Source organism: Nostoc sp. (genome assembly GCF_036919595.1).
Taxonomy (GTDB): Bacteria; Cyanobacteriota; Cyanobacteriia; order Cyanobacteriales; family Nostocaceae; genus Nostoc.
The window spans coordinates 25994-48338 of sequence record NZ_JBALCO010000099.1 but is presented as its reverse complement, the minus strand read 5'-3'; the positions used below and the strand labels follow the sequence as shown (position 1 = coordinate 48338).

Here is a 22345-nt window from a genome sequence, read left to right as displayed (position 1 = left end):
TTTAGGGGTAATTTTTAAACGCAGAGGAATGCTGAGGTTTTAATTAGTAATTAGTAATTAGTGATTCTTGAATTTTTGGCAGATAGCTCATTCCCCGATCAAATGATTGGAGATTGCCAGCTTTGGCTTCGAGCAAACGTTTGATGTTCATGCTCTCAGCACCAAAATCTTCAATTTGAAGTTTGCCGTGGCTAACAGTCCCATCTGTTTTCCAGAATGTGATCCGATGTAGGATAAAACCAGAAGCTTCGGGATCAGCGAAAGCATAAGCGGTTGGGATGAGTAACGCTACAGAACGCTGATAATATTCATAGTCTGGATAAAAGTGTTCTTGTTCAACCAAGTAGTATTTACTCAGACTATGAACTCGCACAGAAACTTTTACTTTCTGGTCATATTCATCCTTGAATTCACCTGATTCAAGACCAATTTCACCATTTGGTCGCAGGAGATGCGCCCACTCATCTATGTTTCGTAAGTCTTTTAAGTATTCAATGCCGATTTCAATTGGAGCATCAACATAGATGGTGTCAGTATTGATAAAGTGGCTTCCTTTGGCTGCTGCGGTTAGACCAGCCTTGCGTTCCAAATTACCTTTGAGAGAACGACACTCAGAAGTATGTACCGTGTGAATTCCCTGCATAATCATCTGAGTCTGTCGTTTTGGATCGACAAAGCTCAACCAATGGAAGTATACACCTTTTTCATCTGTCCCTGGCTCAATGTAGTCGGTTGGAAATAGCAAAACAGGGTAAACCTGATAATATTTCTGATACTCTAATCCGCAGTGCCACTCAATGCCGTAGAAAAGTGGATTCTCTAGTTTTTTAACATGATAATAGAGATTTTTGTGATAACCAGACGCAGTTCCCAGCCAGGTATCTTCGTCAACTTGCTCTTTCATCCGGCTATAAAGCGTCCATTCATCCAAGTTTTTTAAACTACAAAGGTAGTCAAAAGCGTTCTCTGGTGAAGTAGCAATGTAAGCTGATGTTGCAAAGGTATTTTTTTCCACTTCTCACTCCTGAAGATAATAATAATTAAGCTGCGATCGCCTTAATCTTGTTTCGCTTACTGCCCTGAATGCGGTCTTCTGCTAATCGTTTGGCAGCATCATTGGTAGTAACTCCCTGCTGTTTAGCAATATTAAAAATTGCTAATAGCGTGTCATAAATGTTATGCACTTGCTTGAAAGCTTTTTCTTCGTCATAACCAATCATTTCGTTGTAAACATTGATTAGCCCTCCGGCATTAATTACATAATCGGGGCTGTAAAGAATCCCTTTTCTGGCAAGCATTTGACTATGTAGTTGCTCATTTTCCAATTGATTATTAGCTGCACCAGCAATAATGGAAGCTTGTAGAAAAGGAATTGTATGACTATTCAAAATTCCTCCTAAAGCACAAGGAGCAAATATATCTACATTAAGAGCGTAAATTTCGGTTGGTTCTACAATAGTTGCGCCAAAAAGCCGTTTTACCTCTTCTGCTTTGGCTGGATCTACATCGCTAACAAAAAGCTTGACATCATGCTCATGTAAGTGTCGGCAGAGATTTTTACCTACATTTCCTAAGCCTTGAACTGCAACTTTCATGCCATCAAATCTTTTGCTCTGCCAACGAGACTCCACAGCAGCTTGAATTCCTAGAAAAACTCCTAGTGATGTTATGGGAGCAGGCCCACCAGACTTTTCTGATACCCCAACAACATATTTAGTTTCTTGATTGATTGTCCGGACATCATCAGGAGTGATATTGACATCTTGTCCGGTGATAAAACGTCCATTCAGGCTATTAACAAAACGTCCGTAAGCTCTCAACAGATCATCTGTTTTATTTTCAGGATTAGCGATAATGACCGCTTTTCCGCCACCAGCCGGAATGTTAGCACACGCAGCCTTATATGTCATACCACGACTTAGACGAAGCGCATCTTTTAAAGCAGTTTCTTCGTTGACATAAGGCATGAGTCTTGTAGCTCCCATCGCTGGGCCCAAAGTCGTGTCATGGATAGCAATAATTGCCTTAATTTCTGGATTTTTACCATGACAGAAGAGAACTTGTTCGTGACCCATTTCTCTAACAGTTTCAAATAGCAGCATTTTCACCTCTCGATATTGTTTGGGATTGGTTAGAGAAAGTAATGACCATTACAAAATATAAAGATATAGACATAAAAACACTCTCGAATATTAAGATAAGATGAAGTAAGGAAAGACTGATGTTCAAAAATCACAAATTCCAGTTTTTTGGGCACAGTTGTTGGCTGGAATAAAGTTTTTGCTGCTTCTAAATTCATCCTTTAGGTTTTGCTGAATGGACTAATCCAAACTGCGTTGTAAATTCCGCGTTCTGGGAGTGTCTTAGTGTCTATAAAAATTGACTGAAATTGCAAACTTTTAAAATCAAATCATTGGAAATGAAACTTGCTTGGCTAAATTTTTAGCCGAGCTTGATTTTATTCCTTGTGCAGCCAAACTTTTATTACGTCCACCAGATGGTGCTGGTCGATCAGCGTCAATCACTACATCAATGAGAAAGGGAACTGTTGAAGCGATCGCTTGTTCTAATGCGGCTTCGATATCTGACTCTCTAACGACTACAATCGCTTCTGCTCCCATACCACGAGCAATCATGGCGAAGTTTGTTGGTGGAATTGTTGCGTCTGCACCCTTTAATCCCAAGATTTTCATCCCTTGATGACACATGTTGTAACGCGCATCGTTGAGTACAATCCAGATTGCGGGAATTTTGTATTTCACGGCTGTGCTGATTTCGTTATTCATCAGCATTGCTCCATCGCCGACAATCCCTACAGCCTTACCATTGTTCGCCAGCGCTGCACCCAACACTCCTGTGACGGCGTGACCCATTGCTCCAACTCCAGTGCTGACTCGGTAACGATTGGCTTGGGCAAATTGCAGTAGATGAGTTGACCAAGTAAAGGAGTTACCGCACTCTGCCATTACTACCGCATCGCTACCCTCAACAATTATCTTTTGAATTCCTGCCATCAATACTTCTGGTCGCACTGGATAATCTACATCTAGAACAGGTTCAATTACTTTGTGTTCTGGATGAGGTAACGACATTGGGGAATGAGGAGCATCTGGCAAGTGCTGCAACAATTCTTGCACAAAGGATTTGATGTCAGACCGAACCCCGAAAGTTTCAACGTGTGGATACGCCACTCCTGGCACTTCTGGGTCAATATCTACATGGACAAAACCTCCTCTTGGAACCAGCGTCGAATTCCAGAAGGAAGTCGGTTCACCAAGGCAGGTTCCTAATACGAGTGTGCGTAGTGGAGGTTGATCTTCCATATAAGTCAAGACGGAAGCATGACCCCCTAAACCTGTGACACCCACAAATTGGGGATGATCTTCAGGAAAGATACCTTTACCACGGGGTGAACACATGACGGCTGCTCCAGTTTTTTCTGCGAGTTGGCGGATTTCGTCTGCTGCATGACGCGCACCGAAACCGACCCAGATAGCAAAGGGGCCTGATGATAATAACTCTACAGATTTAGCGATCGCTTCTTTTGAAGCAGTCATCGGAAACGGAGAAACATTTAGTTGGGGTAAAGCTATATCCTCAACTAAACTTGTCTGCACAGCGGTGGGAATGCTCAAATGGGCCACAAATCCGCCCGGTTGCGCCAAAGCTAAAGCTAGTTTACGAAAAATTTGGGGGAGTTGAGCCGCAGATTCAATAGTGATTGCATAGTTGAATAGTGCGCCTGGGGTAAAAATTCCCCCACTTGGCAATGTGTAAGTGCTAGTTTCTTGAATTGCCCAACGTCCACGCTGCGGTGCTGAAGTGCAAGCCGACAAAAAAATCACCTTTGCACCTTCACCACGAGCCGCAAACAATCCGGTGAGGGCGTTGGTGATCCCCGGCCCTGCTGTGGTAAAAATTACAGTGGGGCGATTATTCGCAAAGTATGCTTCGGTCGCTGCAAATGCTGCTCCTGCTTCATGGCGGAAGTTCAACACTTCTATGGTACTATTTGACAGCGCACCCCAAAGGCTTGCCATTGCACCGCCGGCAACACCAAAAGCGTAGCTTACTCCCAAATTTTCCAACATCTGAGCGATCGCATCGGCAACTGAGAGCGTTGGGGCTGTTTCGTTGGGTAAAAAAGGCTGAATTCCCCCGTTATTCTCTGATTCCTCAAGCTGATGCGAAATGTCAGACACAGACTCTACATAGATGTTTGATGGAATTTCTTTATATGGCTCAGTAGTGATTATCGGAGAGTTTGAACCAGTATAGTTTTTACTCATTGGTTTCACATAATTACAGGAAGTTACACAAATGCTTTTTAGTTTACAATCACAGCGATAGCAATATTTAATACAAACAACTCTGTTGCTTTTACAGCTATGATCTAGCTTGGTCGATTGTAGAAAACGTTAATTGCTGCTGATTGATGCTTGTGAGCGCACCACCAAAAATTTTTGAAAAGCATACAGCAATTAAGACTGTGCTTCTTGTAATCAGAATAAAGGAGATAAAGACTATTGTGCAATCAAAAATCTTTTGATAAAAAATGTCAAATTTTTCGCTGCTATTATGATGAGAACAGTGCTTAAGTAGGTTGGCAGGGAAAAATAAAACCAGATAAAGGTATGTAAACGAGCAACTAAGCTTAATTCAAGCACATCTCATAATCTTTAAAAAGCTTTACATTGTTAACTTTAATTGCACCAACCTATTTATTTAGGCGCCTTGGGAGGTTTTTAATTTGTGATAATTACTATGATTAAAAACCTATTTGCAATAAAAAATCTTTTGATAATGGTGTCAATTCTTTCGCTTTTATCGTGATTATGACATTTCCAACTTAGTCATTCTGAAAAAATGATATTATGCGATCGCAGAGGCGACATTTTACCAAATTTACAATAGAAAATCTTTTGATCTAGTTGTCAATTCTATTGCTTTAGGACTCACACAACTTTTCATCTGAATTAAAGCATGAGCCAATTTAGCGGTCTTTATATTGCTACCAAAAACTCTTTAGGTCAATTATTTGTAACGATAAAGACATAATTTCTTAACTTTTTACATTTTCTTCGAGAGATGACTAAGCATTCAGTACGTAATTATTTTATAAAATATGTTTTTTATGACATAAAATCCAGCAATATATGCTTAGTATAAGATAAAGTGTTTATTTTTTCATAAGTAAACACTATATTATACCTATAAATATACGTATTTTTACGGCAAAATTGTGACTTCTTACGACAGATGATTAAGCATATCCTGCTATAGTTAGATACATGAGAAAAAAAGTTAAGATAAATTAAGCAAGTAACTTGATGAGCCCAGCACTGCACATCGCGTTTATGTTGAAAATCAAACGACTCTACATTAATACCGCATGGTCTAAATCCAGCTACCATCTCAATTAACCAGACAAATAGGGGAAATTCATGAATTTCATTTCCTATACTCAAGTAATTAGTTAAAGGTAGGCAAACTTCTACCACAGTGTACTTGTAGTTCGCTAAAGTCCTTAGCGAGGGAAAAGTTAAAGCATAGAAATTTTTATTCTTTAACTTTTCCCAGTAGAAACCCAGTAATTTTAGACTGGGATTAGTTAGTTATGGTGCAGGGCTAGTACCGCAAGGCGGAAGTCAAAAGGAGCCAGTGCGTTGGGCGGCTCTGCCGAATTGAAGCAACTGGCGTTCAAAAGCCAAAAGTGACGCATAATTCTATTCCAAGCTCTTGCGCCATTTGAAATGGTATGTTTACTTGCGCCATGTTGTACTACTTTAAATTTAAAACATATTTTCTACTTATAGATTAAGAGTTTTGAACTCTTATCTAATAAGGTTTCTTGACTAATCTGGATTTGATTTGTCTAAATTTTGTGTTGCTATAAAAAGCTATTTAAATCAATAGTAAATTTTTTTAAACATTTGGTTTTTTTTTAAATTTGGTTTATTAATTTACACTTTAGTGATATGATAACTTTTGTTAAGGTGCTTAATATTTTTTCAAATAATAAGGTAGATAATTTTGCCTTCTAACAGCTGAAGAGTGTACCAAAGATTTTGGTAAGTTATGACTGTTAACTCATTAATGGGTATGGTGCTGATTGATTACTAGGAGGAAGTAAGAATATGAATTCTGGCGAATATACACTAGCTAGATCAAACAATCAACGGGCGCTACAACCAGAAGTAGAGATGAAGTTTGCTCACTTCCTAATAAATCAAACTGTAGATGCTGCCTTCTGTTTAGGAGCAAACGCGCAGTTTCTTTATGTCAACGATGCCACTTGCCTAATGACTGAGTATTCCCGTAAGGAATTACTATCCATGAGGCTGCATGATATAGATGTAGACTTTTCTCTACACAATTGGTCAGATATTATTTCACAGGGTTCCCTTACCTTTAAATCTCGATACAGGACAAAAAGAGGTCGGATCTTTCTGGTAGAAATATCCATTAGCTATGTAAAAGACCAAGATATGGAATTTGGCTGTGCCTTTGCTCGTGAGAAAACCGATGAAATAGTAGAACTGAGCGTGCAAAAGTGGACTGATGAATTAAGGTATGCCAAAGACAATTTGCAACAAGAATTTTCTCAGCTCAAGACAAAAGAAGTAGAACTAGAAACATCCCTATCTTTACTTCGTTCTACTCTGGAATCTACTGCCATTGGTATTGTTGCAGTTAACTTTGAGGGAGATATTCTGAGCTTGAATCAGAAATTTGTGGAGATGTGGCAGATCCCAGATTCCCTAATACTATCCAAGAAATGTCCTCAATCTAAAGCCTTTTTTGAGAACAAACTTAAAGACCCACAAGCCTTTAATCGGTTTATTTGGGAAGTGTCTAGCCAATCTGATTTTGAGAGCTACGACATTCTGGAGTTGAAAGATGGGAGAGTCTTTGCCCACTACTCTAAACCTCACTTGTTGGAGGACAAAATTATTGGTAGAGTGTGGAGTATTTGGGACATTACTAAATCGAAACAGACTGAAGAAGCATTACGGCTGAACGCAGCTAGATTTCAGACTTTAGCAGAAACCACAGATGCCAGCACTTTTCTGATTCAAGGTACGCAACTTTGCTACATAAATCCCGCAGTGGAGAAACTCACTGGTTATACAAAAGAGGAACTGCTAACAGGCTTTGAACTGCGCCGACTGATTAAAAGCAAAAAACGTAGGCAGGTACGCAACCAGAGTGAAGCATCTAACTTTGAATACCAGGAGATAAATATTTTGACCAGAAACGGCACGGAGCGCTGGCTAGCCTGTGCGGTTGCCATGCTGGATGGAGTGCTGGATTTTGGGGGAAACCCAGTTGAACTGATTGCAGGCATCGATATTACCGATTACAAATATGCAGAATTAGGTCTTAACCAAGCTTTAGAACAAGCAAAACAACTTAGCGAACTTAGAGCGCGTTTTCTTTCTATGGTCTGCCATCAATTCCGGACTCCACTGAATATTGTTTCATTTTCTAATAGCTTATTAAAGGAAGAAGTAGACAAACGCACACAAAAGAAAATACAACCATTACTCGATCACATTCAAAAAGCCACCGAACAACTCGGCCAGATGTTGGATGATATTTTGTTCTTCTCTAAGGCAGAATCAGCAAAAATAAACTTTCAGCCAAAACCGCTTGAGTTAGTTCAGTTTTGTAATGATTTAATTGCACAAATGCAGATGAGTCTTAGCAAAAATCCGATTTATTTTGTAAGTGCAGATAAGTCACTAACAGCCTGTATAGATAAAAAATTGTTAGAGCCTATCTTGAAAAATTTGCTCGACAATGCAATAAAATATTCCCCCTCCAACATGGCAATTGAGTTGAAACTCTGCTGCAAAAATGAAAAATTAATTTTCCAGGTAAAAGATACGGGAATCGGTATTTCAGTAGCAGACCAACAACGAATATTTGAGCCATTTTACCGTGGTAGTAATATTGATCATATACCTGGTACTGGACTAGGACTATCGATTCTTAAAACTCTTGTAGATTTACATCAGGGTCAAGTCTCTGTAGAAAGTCAAATATGTGTGGGCACTACCTTTACTGTCATCTTCCCATTAATCAACTCAGAGTTTACTATTTCAGAGTTATGAATGTTGAAATTAAGATAGTTATTAATTAATAACTTAACAATTATAACTCTGGAAACAAAGTAGTTGTTCTCATAGCTATTTACATATTTCCCAAAGAGTCTAGTAAGCAGCTTCTGCAAAAAGTTCTAGTAATAGAAAATCATGTCCGAATCGTCAAATAAAATTCTCGTCATTGAAGATGATAACGTTACCCGCAATCTTTATTTAAAGGGTCTTGAGGCTAAAGGTTTTAATACGATAGGTGCTGACAACGGTCTTGCTGGTATCCAGCAAGCACAAAAGCGCATACCCGACTTAGTGATTTGCGATATTACGATGCCCGATATGGATGGTTATAGCGTTTTAACTACGCTACGCCAAGATCCTGTTACAGCAATTATTCCTTTCATTTTTTTAACTGGCAGTAGTAGCAGAGCAGATGTTCGCAAAGCTATGGAATTGGGAGCAGACGACTATCTTAGCAAACCCTCTACACTAGACGAATTGCTCAGAGCGATCACTACTCGCTTACAAAAGCAAGCTACCCTCCAATACTGGTGGAATATTCAATTCCAGAAAGCTCCAAAATCGGTATTTGAAGATAATAGTACAGCGATCGCTGGAGGTGTTGGCGTTGGCGAAGCCTCTGGTAGAGAAGCCATGATCCCTCAGAAGTCAATCTTTCCCTGCATTCCTGAATTAAAAGAAGTTTTCGACTTTATTGAAGCCCATTATCATCAAGGAATTACTTTGTGTGATGTGGCTCTTGCTGTTGGTTACTCATCTGCTTACTTAACTAACCGAGTAGCAAAGCAGACAGGAGAGACTGTAAACTGCTGGATTGTCAAACGCCGGATGGCGGGAGCTCGTTTTTTACTCCAAAATAGTAATCAAACAGTCGAGAAGATAGCGAAAGCATTGGGCTATCAAGATGTGTCTCATTTCTCCCGCCAGTTTCGCCAACATCACGGTTTACCTCCCCAGGCTTGGCGCAAAGAATATCCTCACTAAACCAAAAAGTTTTTGACATCTGTTAATGATCGTGCAAGTTCCCAAGCAGAGTAGCAAATTACTTATATTCGATTTGCACCCAATGCACCCGAACAGAACCCAGCAGAAGATGTTTGGTTACAAGTTAAGAACTTTCCCTTGAAAGTTTTGGTCTATTTGCAAATCTTTTTCTGTTGTCAAGTGGCTGTTTAAGTTCTTTACCAATCACAAAGAATTTTAATTACAGATACCAAACTCCAGAAGAGGTAAACGCACAACAGCAACAACAGCTAGAACAAACTCAGCAGCAGCTTCAAGAACTTTTAGCCAGATTACAACAAGGAATTGAACCAAATTTACTATGAACTACCTCTGGCTCAAACTTTCGCACAGCCAGAGAAAGTTCATTATCTGACTTTTATACCCGTACACTTATCTACTCACTGAAGTTCTAGTTTTTCGGATTTTTTCCAGATTAAGGCTAACGCTACTCTAGAGGCAATAATGCGATCGCCCCTTTCAAATATTCGCACTTCAATTACAATGCGTAGGCGCAGCCCGCCGCAGGCATCGCCAAAAATCATTAAAAATAGAAAAGTAATACCATTTCTTTGTGAGGCTGCGCCAAATTTTCTTGGCTTCTTATTTCTTTCTTTGGATTATCGCTGCTTTAGAACAAGATGGATGGATAGTTGTACGCCAGCAAGGTAGTCACATTAGATTGCAAAAAAGCATACTCGATGAAGTCTTGAAATTGACTGTCCCAGCTTATCGGCCAGTTAAGCGTTCCACCCTAGCTAAGATTTTAAAACAAACTCGTATAGACTTGGAAAGATTTTTAGATTTGTTGTAGCCAAAGATGGCATAAATAATTACTTCCCATCCTCCAATATCAATGTAGACTCAGCTGTACGCCCAAATTCTTCTGGTGCATATTGCAAGTGAACTTCTGCACCAGGCCAAGAAAACGTACCAGGAGTAACAGAACGGACTAAGTAATGCAGACTATAAACTCCTGGTTCCAGGTGGTCGGCATAGGCGATAATGCGATCGCGGTAGATATTTCTAAAGCCAAGTTCCCAGTTATCGGCTTTTGCTTGTAATGCAGCTGTGGTAGTTTGAAAACTTGCATCCACCGCCTCAAAACCTGATGGTAGCGGATCTTTAATCACCACATGATCCACAGGATGATCAGCGATGATTTCTAAACCAATATCAAACACCTGTCCAGAGGCTAAAGTCAAGGGTTTATCAAAAGCGTAAAGACCTGTTTTTTGCAAAACTTTATTTTCATTTAATTTGCTTATTTCTCGTATTACCCGTAAACCGTTAAACCTACCTGGCTGATTTCCTTGCAAGCGATAATTATAAGCAACTAGATAGTGCAAAGTCCCATTACCTGATTTTTGCAGTGTTAAATCATGACGCCCACGAGGTAATTGATTCATTGGCACATTTAGTTTTAAGCTAGGATTTTGATAGCCATCAAAGCGATTTTCTCCTAACTTATTACCAGCTAATTGCACAGTGGCAACAAAATTAGGTGGCGTCGGTTGCAATTGGCTATATTCTACCAGGGCTGTTAATGCTTGGGCATTATTATAGTTAGTTTGCCATGTGCCATTCCGTCGTAATGCGAGAAGACTTTGAAATAACTTATCTATAACTTCGGGTTTACTCTGCTTGGCAATAAATAAGCGTAAAGCTTGTGCTTGCATCGTGGTAGATGAACTCATCCATCCCCAACTAGCTGGTAAACTTACAACTGCTGTGCTAGCAGTTTCATATATATTCTGTTGTAACTTGTTCACCAGCTGTTGAGATTCGTCTTGCCATTCTGGAAATTGAGATAAGTATCGTGCTAGTTTAATTTGAGTTACTACATCAAAATTATTGCGCTGTTCATAAATATCTGCGAAGAAAGTATTGCGTTTTTCTCCTAGTTCTGCTAGAGCAATTAAAGCATTAAGTTGCAGTTGCCTTTTACATAGTAGCTGTTTACAAAATTCGTATTCACCAGGATTCGCTAGTACTTTTTGCAGATAAGTTTTGAGGCGAGATAGTATTCCAGAATCGAATAAATTAGGGAACACCTGACTGGTAGCTAAAGATTCACCCACATATGAAGAAACCCAAGGATCGGATTTTTCTTGTCCAGGGAAAGCAGCAAAACCACCATCTGCTATTTGGAGTTTTTGTAATTTTTCAATTGCTTGATTTGCCTGTTGGCTAGGATTAAATTCTACAAAGGTCTGACCATATTTTTGTGCAATAGTTTGCAGATTAGCAGCAATGATTAACTGACTTGCAGCAGGTTCTGTAAACGGCAAATCATCATCTTCTAAAACCTGCTTTGCTGATGCTTTAATTTCCGGTATCAAAGTACTCGCCAACTGAATATTTAAACCTCCCGCATCAGGGAAGGTATTTTTATCAACATTCAGAGGAATCTTCACCTGTTTTTCAGTTACACCAGTTTCAACTACTTGTTCTGTAATTTCAATTGGCTTAATTTCCAAAGGTACTTCAAAAGCATCTGCGGCTGTACCATTTAGTTGAGTGGTAAAGCGGACTTTACCAACTCCCACACTATCCGCCACCATCGGAAAGCGATAAGCATGAGTTGCGGATTCAGCTTTGGTTTGCAAAGCAGTAGTTGTGGGGTTTTTGTCAGCAAACTTCACATTAGTGCTAAGTTTGCCATTTATTAAGAGATTTCCTAGATTCCCAGTGTTGTTAGTTACAGATAAACCAGCAAGGATGCGATCGCCTGGACGGGCAAATTGTGGCAAGATGGCATTAGTTAGCAGTGGCTTTGTGGTGATAAACGTCGCATCCCCATTCCCGAAACGGAGATTTCCATCGGTGGCGACAGCCATCACTCGCCATGTAGTTAAATCATCCGGCAATTTAAAGGTTATTTGTGCATTACCATTAGCATCGGTAAGGACAGAACCATTGTAGTAAGCTAAAGCTTGAAAATCTGTGCGAGTGCGAGTATTCGCTGCACCAGTCGAGAAACCACCGCCATAACCCCAACCTTTGGGTTTAGCTACATCTTGTGGTTGTAAAATTACATCCGGTCGATTATCGCTAAAGCGGGTAGATATTGGCTGTTCTGCATAAACTATATCCACCAAATCTGGTGTACGATAACCAGAAAGTTGTAGCACCGCCTCATTCACCACCATGACTGTAAACTGTCCTTTAGTGGGATTGCCTTGATTATCCTTCAGTTCTAGCTGTACTGTTTCCTCTGCACCAGGTTCTAATGATGCTTGCACTGGCTTAACTTGCAGTTTTAAATACTTATCTTCTAAATTAACTTTAAAAGGTGTAAAACCAATCTTCACCAAGTTATTTAAACTTCCTGGTTCCACTTGGTTGAGAGGTTTACCTTGCCTTACTAATACAGCTTCGATGGCTGCATTTGGCAGCATTTCTGGGGTAACTTGAAACTGTATTTGTGGTGCGCCTCCCTGAACTTTTGTAATTTGCTGATAAAGAGGTTTGTCTTTAATCACAGCAAAGTACAATTCTGCATCTGGATAGGGAGATTGAATTAGTGCAGTAGCAGTTTCACCTGGTTTTAACTGTTTTTTATCTAATTTAACTTCTAAGGCGTCTTGTTCTCTAGAACCCCAAAATACTGGATTTCCTCCAGTTGCCCAAATTTGTAAATCTGTGGTACTTAATTCGCTTTTAGCATCATTAAAATTGGTTCTAATCCGATATGAACCAGATTCTGGTGCTGTTAAATTTACCGATTGTGGACTGCTACTAGATGTAATTTCTGTTTGTGCGACTGTCTTATATTCGACTTGATTTTTTGGTGTTTGGCTACCTTCCACTAACTGCGTGACACTACTATATTTAATCTGTTGTAATTCCAGACGCACCGATTGACCTGTTATCGGTTTTCCTGTAGGGTCAGTAACAACCACTTCAACGGGAAAAACCTTACCAGCATCAGTGATAAAATTGCTTTTTAACCCGATAAGGCGATTACTTGGTAAGGCTGTAAAAGTTTTGGAATTCGCTACAGACAGATTAGAAACATCTGCAACTTGCACATCCACCTGGTAAGTCATCGGATATGGTAAATCCTTAGCCACTGTTACCGTTTGGCTGGTTGTACCATTAGCATCTAATTGGGCATTAGTTTGTAACACATCACTAGATATCGTAGGAGTTTCCTCAGGCCATAACCATTGCCTACCAAAAGTAAATTCGCCCCACCCTTTAGGAATAAAATTAGCCTGCTGGCGAGTAATAAAGTATTTTGCTTCTCCACCTTCTACAGGCGCACCAAATAAATAATTACTTTTAGCATTAATATCAACTTTCTCGTCAATGAGAGCAAATTCTTTATCTAAATTGAGTTCGACTTTAAAGTTGGGTGGCTTAAACTCAGCTACCCGAAATTCTCCAGAAATTTCTTGCCCGTTTTTCCCTTTCGCCTGGATTGTATGGTAGCCTAAGCGCTGAGTAGTCTTAATTGGCAACTCTAGAGAAAACGTGCCAAATTCATTTGTAGTTTGCGTACCTAAATTGGTCTTTTGTCCATCAGGATTTACCAAAGTTAATTGGTAAACAGCATTTTTATCTTGCTGGATTGTGCCATTTTGTAAGTAGTCTGCAAACCCAGTTAACCAAGCTTTTTCACCTGGTTGATACAACTGTCTATCTGAGAAGATTACTCCGCGTGATTCTGGCTTACTAACTTGCCAACCTGCATCAATACCATATCCATAAACGCCGCTATATTCCTCTGTTCTTGCGAATGCCCAATCTTGATTTTCATGGGCAATTACTAATAATTGTGGTGATTTACTAGAGGTTTCATTTCCAGAATAACATTGCTGTAATCTTTCACCGACAATTCTAAAAGTTCCATTTTCATCAGTTTTACCCGTTGCACAAGGTACAGATTCGGGGCGAGATTTTGCCTGTAATTTTGATTGATAAATTTCAATAAGGCTATCTTTAACTGGTGAACCATCTGTAAGATGATTGACGCGAATTAAGCCTGACTCAGGAAACCACTGAGTAAATACGCCCAAATTCGTTAATTCAACTAAGCCATAAGTTGTCGGTTCTCGCCATAGTTCCTTACCATTCTCCTGATATTTATTAGTCCGGGCTTGCACTCCGTAAGCTAGCATTCCCGTAGTAGCACTTATTTTTTTCCGGAGAGGAACAGCAATATCAACTGATTGATTTTTCTTACCTGATACCTTAAAGCTTTGCCAATCAGAGGGTTGTGGTAATAAATCATTACTATTATTAAAATAAACTAAATCTGTTGGTTTAACTACTCGATAAGCTGCTTGATACTTAGATTCTGGCAGATTTCCTGTACTAATATTTAGCTGTAAATCTTTACCTGTAGGGAAAATATTCAAATCTGATGGTACCCAAATATCCCCAGCTAAATCTCCAGTATCATATTTTAATGTGACAGGTTTACCCAAAGTTTGCCCAAACTTATCTTTGAGATTAGCACCTATAGTAATTGTATAAGTCTTGGCAGGTTCTAGCGCATAAGGATTGATACCGACAATTTTATCTTCATCGTTTACTTGCAGAATTCTCGAAATTGCTTTTGGGGCTGGATTAATGGTAATATTTTCTTTAACTGAATCTGCTAATAAGACATTATTAAATTCTAGCTGTGGACTGCCTTTAAGAAATCGTCCATAGGTTCCCCCTGCATCTGGCTGTCCATAAAAGTTAATTTTCTGAAATGCCAAAGGCGAATAAGTTGCTAACTTAGTGGCAAATTCTTTCTCTGTAGGGAGATTGCCATAAGCAGGACGTATTCCTGGAGTAAATACCAGGCGATAACGGGTTGCTTTTTCGAGATTTTGCTGTGGAATGAGATTATAAATCCAATTACGTGCTGAAGGGTCAAATTTTTCTAAAGGGTCTTCATTTTCTTCTTTTAATGGTTTTTCTTCTTTGTTTAATTCAACTTTAAAACCTGTACCTTGATTTTTTCCTTCAGGAATTAACTGTAAATGTTCTTGTACAGAAGCTAAATTTAATTCTACATTTGAAGTAAACTGTAACTTTTGTTGTAAATCAATTGGTTCAACATCAGCCTTCTCAATGGGATTGACACCGGGTAAATTAGTCAGATTAATAGATTCGGTATTGAAAGTCCAAGGTAAATCTTTGTCTAGGCGATGATTTTTTAAATCAACTAAACCTGCTTTGAGAGTGACTTGAAATCTTGTCGCTATTGGCAATGCTTTTTCAGCTTGAAAACCTACCATTCGCGGTGTTAAAAAGCGAAATTGACCGGGTAAAGGCGGCGAAAACGCAAATTTTTGTAACAACTTTTGCTGTTCTGGGCTATCAAGACTTTCAACTGGTATTAAAGCTTCTTTAAAACGGATGCGGATTTGGTTAAGAGATTTTGCATCCCCAATGGGACTAATTTGTTCAATCCAGTCTGGTAATTTCGGCGGTATGAGTGGGGAAACTGTTGGTAGTTGTTCTTTACTTGAGTTGATACCAAAAAAATTACACCCTGCGATCGCTAGTATAAATGTAAAGATAAAAAGAAACTGTATTGTTCTCTTCCGGCTCGAAGAACGGCTAATTTTTTTTAACAAACTGCCAAAGACGCCAAGGACGCGATAGATAATCTTATGGTGGAAACGCAGCAGAACTCTGATAATCATCTTTTTAGTAATTCAAAATTAAAAATTCACAAATTATGGCTAACAAAAGTTTACACTCCCTCATTAAGTGAGCAATGCCAACACTAATAAAATCCGCCCATTGACTAGCTATTTATACTCAAAATTTAAATTTGATTATGTTTATTTACATAGATAGCTAATTCAGTGTGATTGTTCCAAAAAATAACTACAATTCTTAACTATAAAGAAGTATTTAAATTTCGCAAATATTAATTTAGATTTGCTAAGTTAGTAAAAATGAATTATTAAGGATTTAAGATATTTACTGATGTAGATGTAAGTAAGTCGGCGGGAAAATTAAGGTAAGTTTTCTTAAACAGGGGATTCCCTGATGAAACTAATTTCACGATCGCTAACCAAAATTAAGCACAAACTGCGTAAAACTAGTAAAGTTATTTTAGCTGGGCTGCTCATATGTCTAGCGGTACGCTTACTACCTTATTTTGCGCCCCTTCGTGCCGCAGATATTGCCCAAAATCAGTTGGCAATGCAATTTAGCGATCGCAATGGTTTACCATTAGGAACACTGCTCACCCGTGACCAAGAGCATACATCAGTAATACCACTAAATCAGGTTTCTCCCCAGTTTATCCATGCTATTTTAGCTGCCGAAGATGGCAGCTTTTACGATCACGGGGCGTTGGATATGAAAGCAGTTGTCCGCGCCAGTAAAGAAGCCATCCATGCGAAAAGAATTGTTTCCGGTGCTTCCACAATTACCATGCAATTGGCGCGGATGTTAGATCCTGTCCCTCGCAGCTTCTCTGGTAAAGTGAGTGAGGTTTGGCTATCTTGGCGGTTAACAGCAGGGATGAACAAAGATGAAATCCTCTCTGCATATATCAATCGCCTACCAATGGGAGGCAATATATATGGTGTGGAAGCAGCCGCGCGGACTTATTTTTCTATCCCAGCTAGTGAATTGAATCTTGCCCAAGCTAGTTTGTTGGCTGCTATTCCCAATAATCCCACATACTTTAACCCTTATGAGCATTGGGAACGGCTGAAGCAACGGCAAAAATACGTGCTTAATCGGATGGTACAGGAAAAGTATATTAGTGGAGCGATCGCAGCCCGAACACACACTGAAAATGTTGTGTTTCAGTCTCGCCAACAGGGAATTATCGCCGCACCACACTTTTTATTTTGGTTAGCCAATCAGATTCCCCCAACCCTCCTTGAAAAGCAGGGCTATGTTCCCCCCTTATTAACGGGTGCTAGGGGGGATCAATCCGTTATTCGCACGACTATAAATCGTCCTTTACAGCAGTTTGTCGAAGCACAGGTGCAGCAGGTAATTTCTTCCTTAGCTGCGAACAATGTCCATGATGCAGCTGCATTGGTGATTGACAACCGCACTGGTGAAGTTTTAGCTTATGTCGGTTCACCTGATTACTTTAATGAAGCAAAACTGGGACGCAATGATGGAGTGCAGGCGCTACGTCAACCAGGATCTACTCTCAAGCCTTTTGTGTATGAATTAGCTTTAGAAAAAGATTTAATTCACCCAAATACCATTTTGGCAGATGTACCCGCCCATTATGCAATTCCCGGCGCAAAACTTTATAGTCCAACAGATTATACCGAACGCTTTCTTGGCCCAGTGCGGGTGCGAATCGCTTTAGCAAATTCCCTAAATGTACCAGCAGTGCGGGTATTAGAAAAGGTAGGCGTGGAAACTTTCTTAGAACGACTACATCAACTGGGATTTGAACACCTCAATCAAACACCAGAACATTATGGTTTAGGTTTGACTTTGGGTAGTGGCGAAGTCAGTCTCTGGGAATTAGTTAGAGCTTACGTTACTATGGCACGACTTGGAGATGCCATTCCTTTAGTAAGCACATTTTCCAATTCCCCAATCCAAAATCCCAAATCTAAAATCCGTCTTGAAAAGTTTGCTACGGAGGGAGACCCTCCTTACAACTTTTCCCAAAATTCGACGACGATATGGCAATTAATTACCAACATGTTAAGTGACAGCCATGCTCGTGCCACAGCGTTTGGTGTAAACTCTGTGTTAAATTTACCCTTTCCTTCTGCTGTTAAAACTGGCACTTCTTCCAATTTTCGTGATACTTGGACAGTTGGCTTTACCACAGATTACACCGTCGCTACTTGGGTAGGCAATTTCAACGGTGAACCGATGCGACAAGTTTCAGGCGTTACAGGGGCAGCACCTTTGTGGAATCGGATTATGTTACACCTGCACGAACATCAAGAACCAGCAGGTTTTCCACCCCCAGAAGGTTTAGTGCAATTACCTGTTTGTGCAATTTCTGGGTTACGACCAACACCAGATTGTACCTCAGTAGTGCAGGAATATTTCTATCCAGAAGATAAAATTGCTTATGAACGAGAAAACAAGTTCAATTTACCACCAGAGTATGATGAGTGGTTGGCAAAACAACAGCAATCAAATTTTACTTCTACCAATTTGAGAATTTTATCTCCGCATAATGGCGATTTATTCTTACTGTATCCAGGTGAAGAAGCGAAGCAAAAACTCGAATTTAAGTTAGCGGGAAATAAATTTGCGCCTGTAGAGTGGTGGCTGAATGGTGAAAAGTTAGATACAAACTCAGCTAATTCTTTATTTTGGTATCTGCGTCCTGGTAAGTGGACTTTGGAAGCGAAAAGTAGGGAAATGAGCGACAAGGTAAGTTTTCAGGTAGAGTTAGCTAGTCTTAAACCTACGCGTCGGGGATTTTCTATTAGTAATTCTTAGGGAGATATGGTAGATGCCCAGAGTTTCAGCATCATTTAGACCTGCTATCTGGTGTTAATATAGTTACTTACCGTGTCTGCTTGATAGGAATCTCAATCACAAACTCTGTACCCTTACCAGGTGCAGAAATACAGTTGATTTTTCCCTTATGCTTATCTACTATAATCTGGTAACTAATAGATAATCCTAAGCCAGTACCTTTACCTATAAGTTTAGTAGTAAAGAAAGGGTCAAACAATCTAGTCTTAACTTCCTCGGTTATTCCTGGTCCATTATCTTTAATACTAATCACGCACTCTTCATTTGTAATTTGAGTATGGATAATAATAGAATTATGGTGTTTTTTAACCTCTCCTTTTAAACACTCTGCTTCCCGTTCATATAAAGCATCAATAGCATTACTGAAGATATTCATAAATACCTGATTTAATCCTCCTGCATAACATTCAACAAGAGGCAAATTACCATAATTTTTGATTATTGCAATTTCTTGCTGTTTATGCTTTTCTTTGAAACGATGCTGTAAAATTAATAGTGTGCTATTAATTCCTTCATGAATATCAACAGGTTTCATTTCTGCTTCATCAAGACGCGAGAAGTTACGTAAAGTTAGCACAATCTCGCAAATGCGCTCAGTACCAACTGCCATTGAGGATAAGATTTTCGGCATATCATCAATAATAAACTCTAAATCCATCTTTTTAATCAGACTAGTTATTTCTGGATTAGAATTACAATATTCTTGCTGATAGAGTTTAATTAAGGTTAGTAATTGTAGACTATATTCTTTAACATGGAGCAGGTTACCAGAAATAAAATTAACTGGATTATTAATTTCATGAGCAACACCAGCAACTAACTGACCTAATGAGGACATTTTTTCAGTTTGAATAAGTTGTACTTGAGTGGATTGCAATTGTTGCAGTGTCTGTTTTAGTTGAAAATTTTTGTATTTTAATTTTGCCGTTCTCTCTGCTACTTGCATTTCTAACTTACAATTTGCTTCTTCTAAAGCGGCTTGGGCAATTTTTTTAGCCTTTAAGTATTGCTGCAATAAATGCAATACTAAAAGCCATGCCGGAATCAGCATTGTTAAACTTATAATAGATTCTAAAACTGCCCAAAACATTCTTTTGTAATATTCATCAACTTTCTGCTGTAACTCAAGTGAGATATTACGGTTTCTTTTGGCAACACCGTCAGCATAAATGTGCTTTTGAGTTTCATATTCGCGGTTGGAAAGTAGTAGTTGTGCTGTATCTTTGTGATTTTTCTTAACTAATTAAAAAGATTCATATTCCATTGTAACCAAGCGCTGATTAGCTACATCAATTTTTTTAGCATCCTCATTTTTATATGCTTGAGGAGCCAGTTTAATAGATTCTTTAATAGCAATGTCAAGTTTAGGTTCAAATTGGCGATATCGTTCCTCCCAACTATAGTTCCCTGTAGCAGCATTCATGCGGGCTGACATCGTTAATACTTCATCAAGATAAGTAATTTCATCACTCAGCGTTTGTAGTTTAAATTCATGTTTAGTAATACTATTGAAGTTATAATATGCTTGCCAGTTGAGCCAAATTTGAGGAAGAAATAAGAGTAATGTCAGCAGTACTGTTACAGTTACTAGTTGAGAGGCAACGAATCTTACTTTATCAGGTAGGTGCATTTTAATAGTATTCTTTAGATATTATATTAAAAGTAGATAGTAACCAAATTTAATCCGATTACATAAATTTTATATGCTTAGTATTAATCCCAAAAAAGTTTCTCAAATATTCTACAGTTTCATTTTTATAAATTACAAAGTCAATTTCATTTATTTGTTTTACTTTAATGCTTTTGCCATATATCAAACCTAAATTAAAAATTATTAAATCTGAGGTAGAAAAATTATAAGGATATGGATATATAAATTTAGCAAAAAATTTATAGATTAATAAATGTAGTTTATTAGTTTTTAAGTCATTACCCATTGTAAATCCAATTACAAAAGCTTCATCTTGAGGAGAAATACCTCTACCTAAAAGTATGTGAATATAATCATGATGGCGCAGACTAAATTTTCCAGGTAACGCCAATAGACTATTAGGGTTCTCTAGTAACCAAATTACAAAAGGAATTTTAGGTTTATGTAAACTAAATACTACTGAATGTACTTCATTTAAATTCATTTGAGCTATATTTAGTTGAACAATTTCATCTAAATCAAAAGCCATATGTCTATTTGTAACAAAAGAACTAACTTATTAATATTTCTTTTTCTTCTAATTTGTCTATATTTACCAAAAAAATTATTTTTATTTTCACAATATATATAATAACACATAGCTTTTATAAGTTTTAAGTGTTATTATTTAGGTATTTAATAAGGGCAAAGACATCTAAATGAGGAATCATCGACTGATACACATTGCAGTAATTCTGCTGTGAGAAACTGCCTAAAATAATAATGATGAAGAACTAAAGCAATCTACTTACACTTGAGAAGATAAGGAAGTGCAAGTAAACAATAATTGTAAAAGAATAAACTATATGCTACCCACCTTTTGAAAGGGGAAAATCTTAGTTTAGTTTTTTCAAGCAGCGATCGCCTTCCAATCCCCATGACCCTGTGTGTGAACTCGAAACTTGGACTTCAGAAGCTCAAACATCCCCTTCAGAACTGGAACATTTGACTTCAAAACCCAGTTGACGTTGAAATCATTAAAATATCACTAGTACAACACGGCAAAAATAACGCCACCATCTCAATTAACAAAATTTGGGGCTAACAAGTTGCTCTGAGCAACTTGTTAAAGGTAGGCAAACTTTCGCCACAGTTTACTAGTCCGGTCACAGACTCTCGTAGGTGAGTTCCGCATTTGCCCAGTTGGTTTCTGCTAGAAATTCCCTAAATGTGGTTAAAAGTCCAGGAAACTCCTCTTCTCGTAAACGCTGGACATCGGCTTGATAACCTTGTTTGCGATACCACTGAATCAAATCGAACAGTTCCCTTTGTAGCAAGAGTAAGAAAATCCAGGCGGGTGTCTCTTTGTGGACAACTTTCATCCCCTGCGCTTGGGAGAATGCCTCTGCCATCTGAAGAGGAGTCAGCACATCGCCAGCTAGCTCAATTTCTTGACCAATATACTTGGTGGGATGTTTAATTACGTAGGCAGCAACGCGGCCCATGTCCTTCGTTGTAATTAGATGAAGGGGCTTATCTGGCTGAATAGAAAATGGGAAACTACCTTTGAGGATAGAAGGTCGTGTATACTTCTTCCAGAACTCCTCCATAAACAAACAAGCTCGCAACATAGTAGTCGGTAAGCCAGCTTCTTTGAGAATTTGCTCCACTTGGTACTTTTGCTCAATGCGGGGGATTCCGGAATTCCTGTCCGCCCCACCTGCGGAATTGTAGACAAAGTGTTTGATGTCAGCAAGCTTTGCAACTTGTGCAACTCGCTTTGCCCTCTCCACTTCTAGGGGGTCAATTTTAGTGGAGTCCGCAGAAGTAGCGTGGCAGTAAATAGCCGAAATCCCTGTAAAGGCTGCTATGAGTGAGGTTTCATCGTCGAGGTTGGCTTTTACCAGTTCAACTTTGGCATCGTTGAGCTTTGCAAGAGTTGGACGATTAAGGTCAATTTCTCTAGTGATGACTCGCAGGTTGGTAACTCCCTGTTCCAGAAATCCCTTGACGACATTTCCACCTGTGCCGCCAGTAACTCCGATGAGTAAGACTTTATCGGTGTTTGACTCTGTGCGATCAGGGAAATTTGACATTCTCTCTTCTACCTGGAGTTCTTTATTTAAATTAAGTTTATACAAAGACAGGAGAA

12 protein-coding genes and 1 pseudogene are annotated in these 22345 nt (G+C 38.9%); 5 read left to right on the top strand and 8 right to left on the bottom strand.

Going from position 1 to position 22345, the window contains the following annotated elements; translation table 11 throughout:
• Positions 1-43 precede the first annotated feature (43 nt).
• The 3 genes from scyC to scyA all read right to left on the bottom strand — a co-directional run bounded on the left by scyC (position 44) and on the right by scyA (position 4289).
• Positions 44-1015: a scytonemin biosynthesis cyclase/decarboxylase ScyC gene (gene scyC / locus V7K21_RS14930; RefSeq protein WP_335175466.1), complete on the bottom strand. Its 972-nt coding sequence runs from the start codon at positions 1013-1015 to the stop codon at positions 44-46.
• Positions 1016-1040: 25 nt separating this feature from the next.
• On the bottom strand, positions 1041-2102 hold the full coding sequence (gene scyB, locus V7K21_RS14925; RefSeq protein ID WP_335175464.1) for a tryptophan dehydrogenase ScyB: 1062 nt from the start codon (positions 2100-2102) through the stop codon (positions 1041-1043).
• Positions 2103-2405: 303 nt separating this feature from the next.
• A complete protein-coding gene (gene scyA, locus V7K21_RS14920; RefSeq protein ID WP_335175462.1) occupies positions 2406-4289 on the bottom strand; it encodes a scytonemin biosynthesis protein ScyA in 1884 nt (627 codons plus the stop codon).
• 1848 nt (positions 4290-6137) lie between these two features.
• Here scyA and V7K21_RS14915 point away from each other — a divergent pair.
• From V7K21_RS14915 to V7K21_RS14905, 3 genes are all read left to right on the top strand, one after another.
• Positions 6138-8117 (top strand): scytonemin biosynthesis sensor histidine kinase, encoded by a 1980-nt coding sequence (locus V7K21_RS14915; RefSeq protein WP_335175460.1) that lies wholly within the window; start codon positions 6138-6140, stop codon positions 8115-8117.
• A gap of 141 nt (positions 8118-8258) precedes the next feature.
• Positions 8259-9107, top strand: coding sequence for a response regulator transcription factor (locus V7K21_RS14910; protein WP_442948886.1), 849 nt, complete (start codon positions 8259-8261; stop codon positions 9105-9107).
• 173 nt (positions 9108-9280) lie between these two features.
• Positions 9281-9451, top strand: coding sequence for a hypothetical protein (locus V7K21_RS14905; RefSeq protein ID WP_335175458.1), 171 nt, complete (start codon positions 9281-9283; stop codon positions 9449-9451).
• Between the two features lie 75 nt (positions 9452-9526).
• Here V7K21_RS14905 and V7K21_RS14900 read toward each other — a convergent pair whose 3' ends face one another.
• Entirely contained in the window at positions 9527-9670 is a 144-nt protein-coding gene (locus V7K21_RS14900; RefSeq protein ID WP_335175456.1) for a hypothetical protein, read from the bottom strand.
• Positions 9671-9699: 29 nt separating this feature from the next.
• On the opposite strand from V7K21_RS14900, the gene V7K21_RS14895 reads away from it, so the two are divergent.
• Entirely contained in the window at positions 9700-9939 is a 240-nt protein-coding gene (locus V7K21_RS14895) for a type II toxin-antitoxin system HicA family toxin (RefSeq protein ID WP_335175454.1), read from the top strand.
• Positions 9940-9958: 19 nt separating this feature from the next.
• Here V7K21_RS14895 and V7K21_RS14890 read toward each other — a convergent pair whose 3' ends face one another.
• The gene (locus V7K21_RS14890) at positions 9959-15775 is read right to left on the bottom strand and encodes an alpha-2-macroglobulin family protein (protein ID WP_335175452.1); all 5817 of its coding nucleotides are present in this window, start codon (positions 15773-15775) and stop codon (positions 9959-9961) included.
• A gap of 352 nt (positions 15776-16127) precedes the next feature.
• Between V7K21_RS14890 and pbpC the strand changes: the two genes are divergently transcribed.
• Positions 16128-18524: a penicillin-binding protein 1C gene (gene pbpC, locus V7K21_RS14885; protein ID WP_335175450.1), complete on the top strand. Its 2397-nt coding sequence runs from the start codon at positions 16128-16130 to the stop codon at positions 18522-18524.
• Between the two features lie 67 nt (positions 18525-18591).
• Here the strand turns inward: pbpC and V7K21_RS14880 are convergent.
• The 3 genes and pseudogenes from V7K21_RS14880 to V7K21_RS14870 all read right to left on the bottom strand — a co-directional run bounded on the left by V7K21_RS14880 (position 18592) and on the right by V7K21_RS14870 (position 22289).
• Positions 18592-20193 (bottom strand): annotated as a pseudogene (locus V7K21_RS14880) (sensor histidine kinase).
• A gap of 58 nt (positions 20194-20251) precedes the next feature.
• The gene (locus V7K21_RS14875; protein ID WP_335175448.1) at positions 20252-20743 is read right to left on the bottom strand and encodes a hypothetical protein; all 492 of its coding nucleotides are present in this window, start codon (positions 20741-20743) and stop codon (positions 20252-20254) included.
• A 616-nt stretch (positions 20744-21359) separates the two neighbouring features.
• The gene (locus V7K21_RS14870; protein WP_335175446.1) at positions 21360-22289 is read right to left on the bottom strand and encodes an NmrA family NAD(P)-binding protein; all 930 of its coding nucleotides are present in this window, start codon (positions 22287-22289) and stop codon (positions 21360-21362) included.
• Positions 22290-22345 lie beyond the last annotated feature (56 nt).

What these genes read in the sequence shown, in the direction of transcription:
- scyB (WP_335175464.1), bottom strand. Translation starts at nt 2,102, where the DNA reads ATGCTGCTATTTGAAACTGTTAGAGAAATGGGTCACGAACAAGTTCTC.
- scyA (WP_335175462.1), bottom strand. Translation starts at nt 4,289, where the DNA reads ATGAGTAAAAACTATACTGGTTCAAACTCTCCGATAATCACTACTGAG.
- V7K21_RS14915 (WP_335175460.1), top strand. Translation starts at nt 6,138, where the DNA reads ATGAATTCTGGCGAATATACACTAGCTAGATCAAACAATCAACGGGCG.
- V7K21_RS14910 (WP_442948886.1), top strand. Translation starts at nt 8,259, where the DNA reads ATGTCCGAATCGTCAAATAAAATTCTCGTCATTGAAGATGATAACGTT.
- V7K21_RS14900 (WP_335175456.1), bottom strand. Translation starts at nt 9,670, where the DNA reads ATGATTTTTGGCGATGCCTGCGGCGGGCTGCGCCTACGCATTGTAATT.
- V7K21_RS14890 (WP_335175452.1), bottom strand. Translation starts at nt 15,775, where the DNA reads ATGATTATCAGAGTTCTGCTGCGTTTCCACCATAAGATTATCTATCGC.
- pbpC (WP_335175450.1), top strand. Translation starts at nt 16,128, where the DNA reads ATGAAACTAATTTCACGATCGCTAACCAAAATTAAGCACAAACTGCGT.
- V7K21_RS14875 (WP_335175448.1), bottom strand. Translation starts at nt 20,743, where the DNA reads ATGGCTTTTGATTTAGATGAAATTGTTCAACTAAATATAGCTCAAATG.
- V7K21_RS14870 (WP_335175446.1), bottom strand. Translation starts at nt 22,289, where the DNA reads ATGTCAAATTTCCCTGATCGCACAGAGTCAAACACCGATAAAGTCTTA.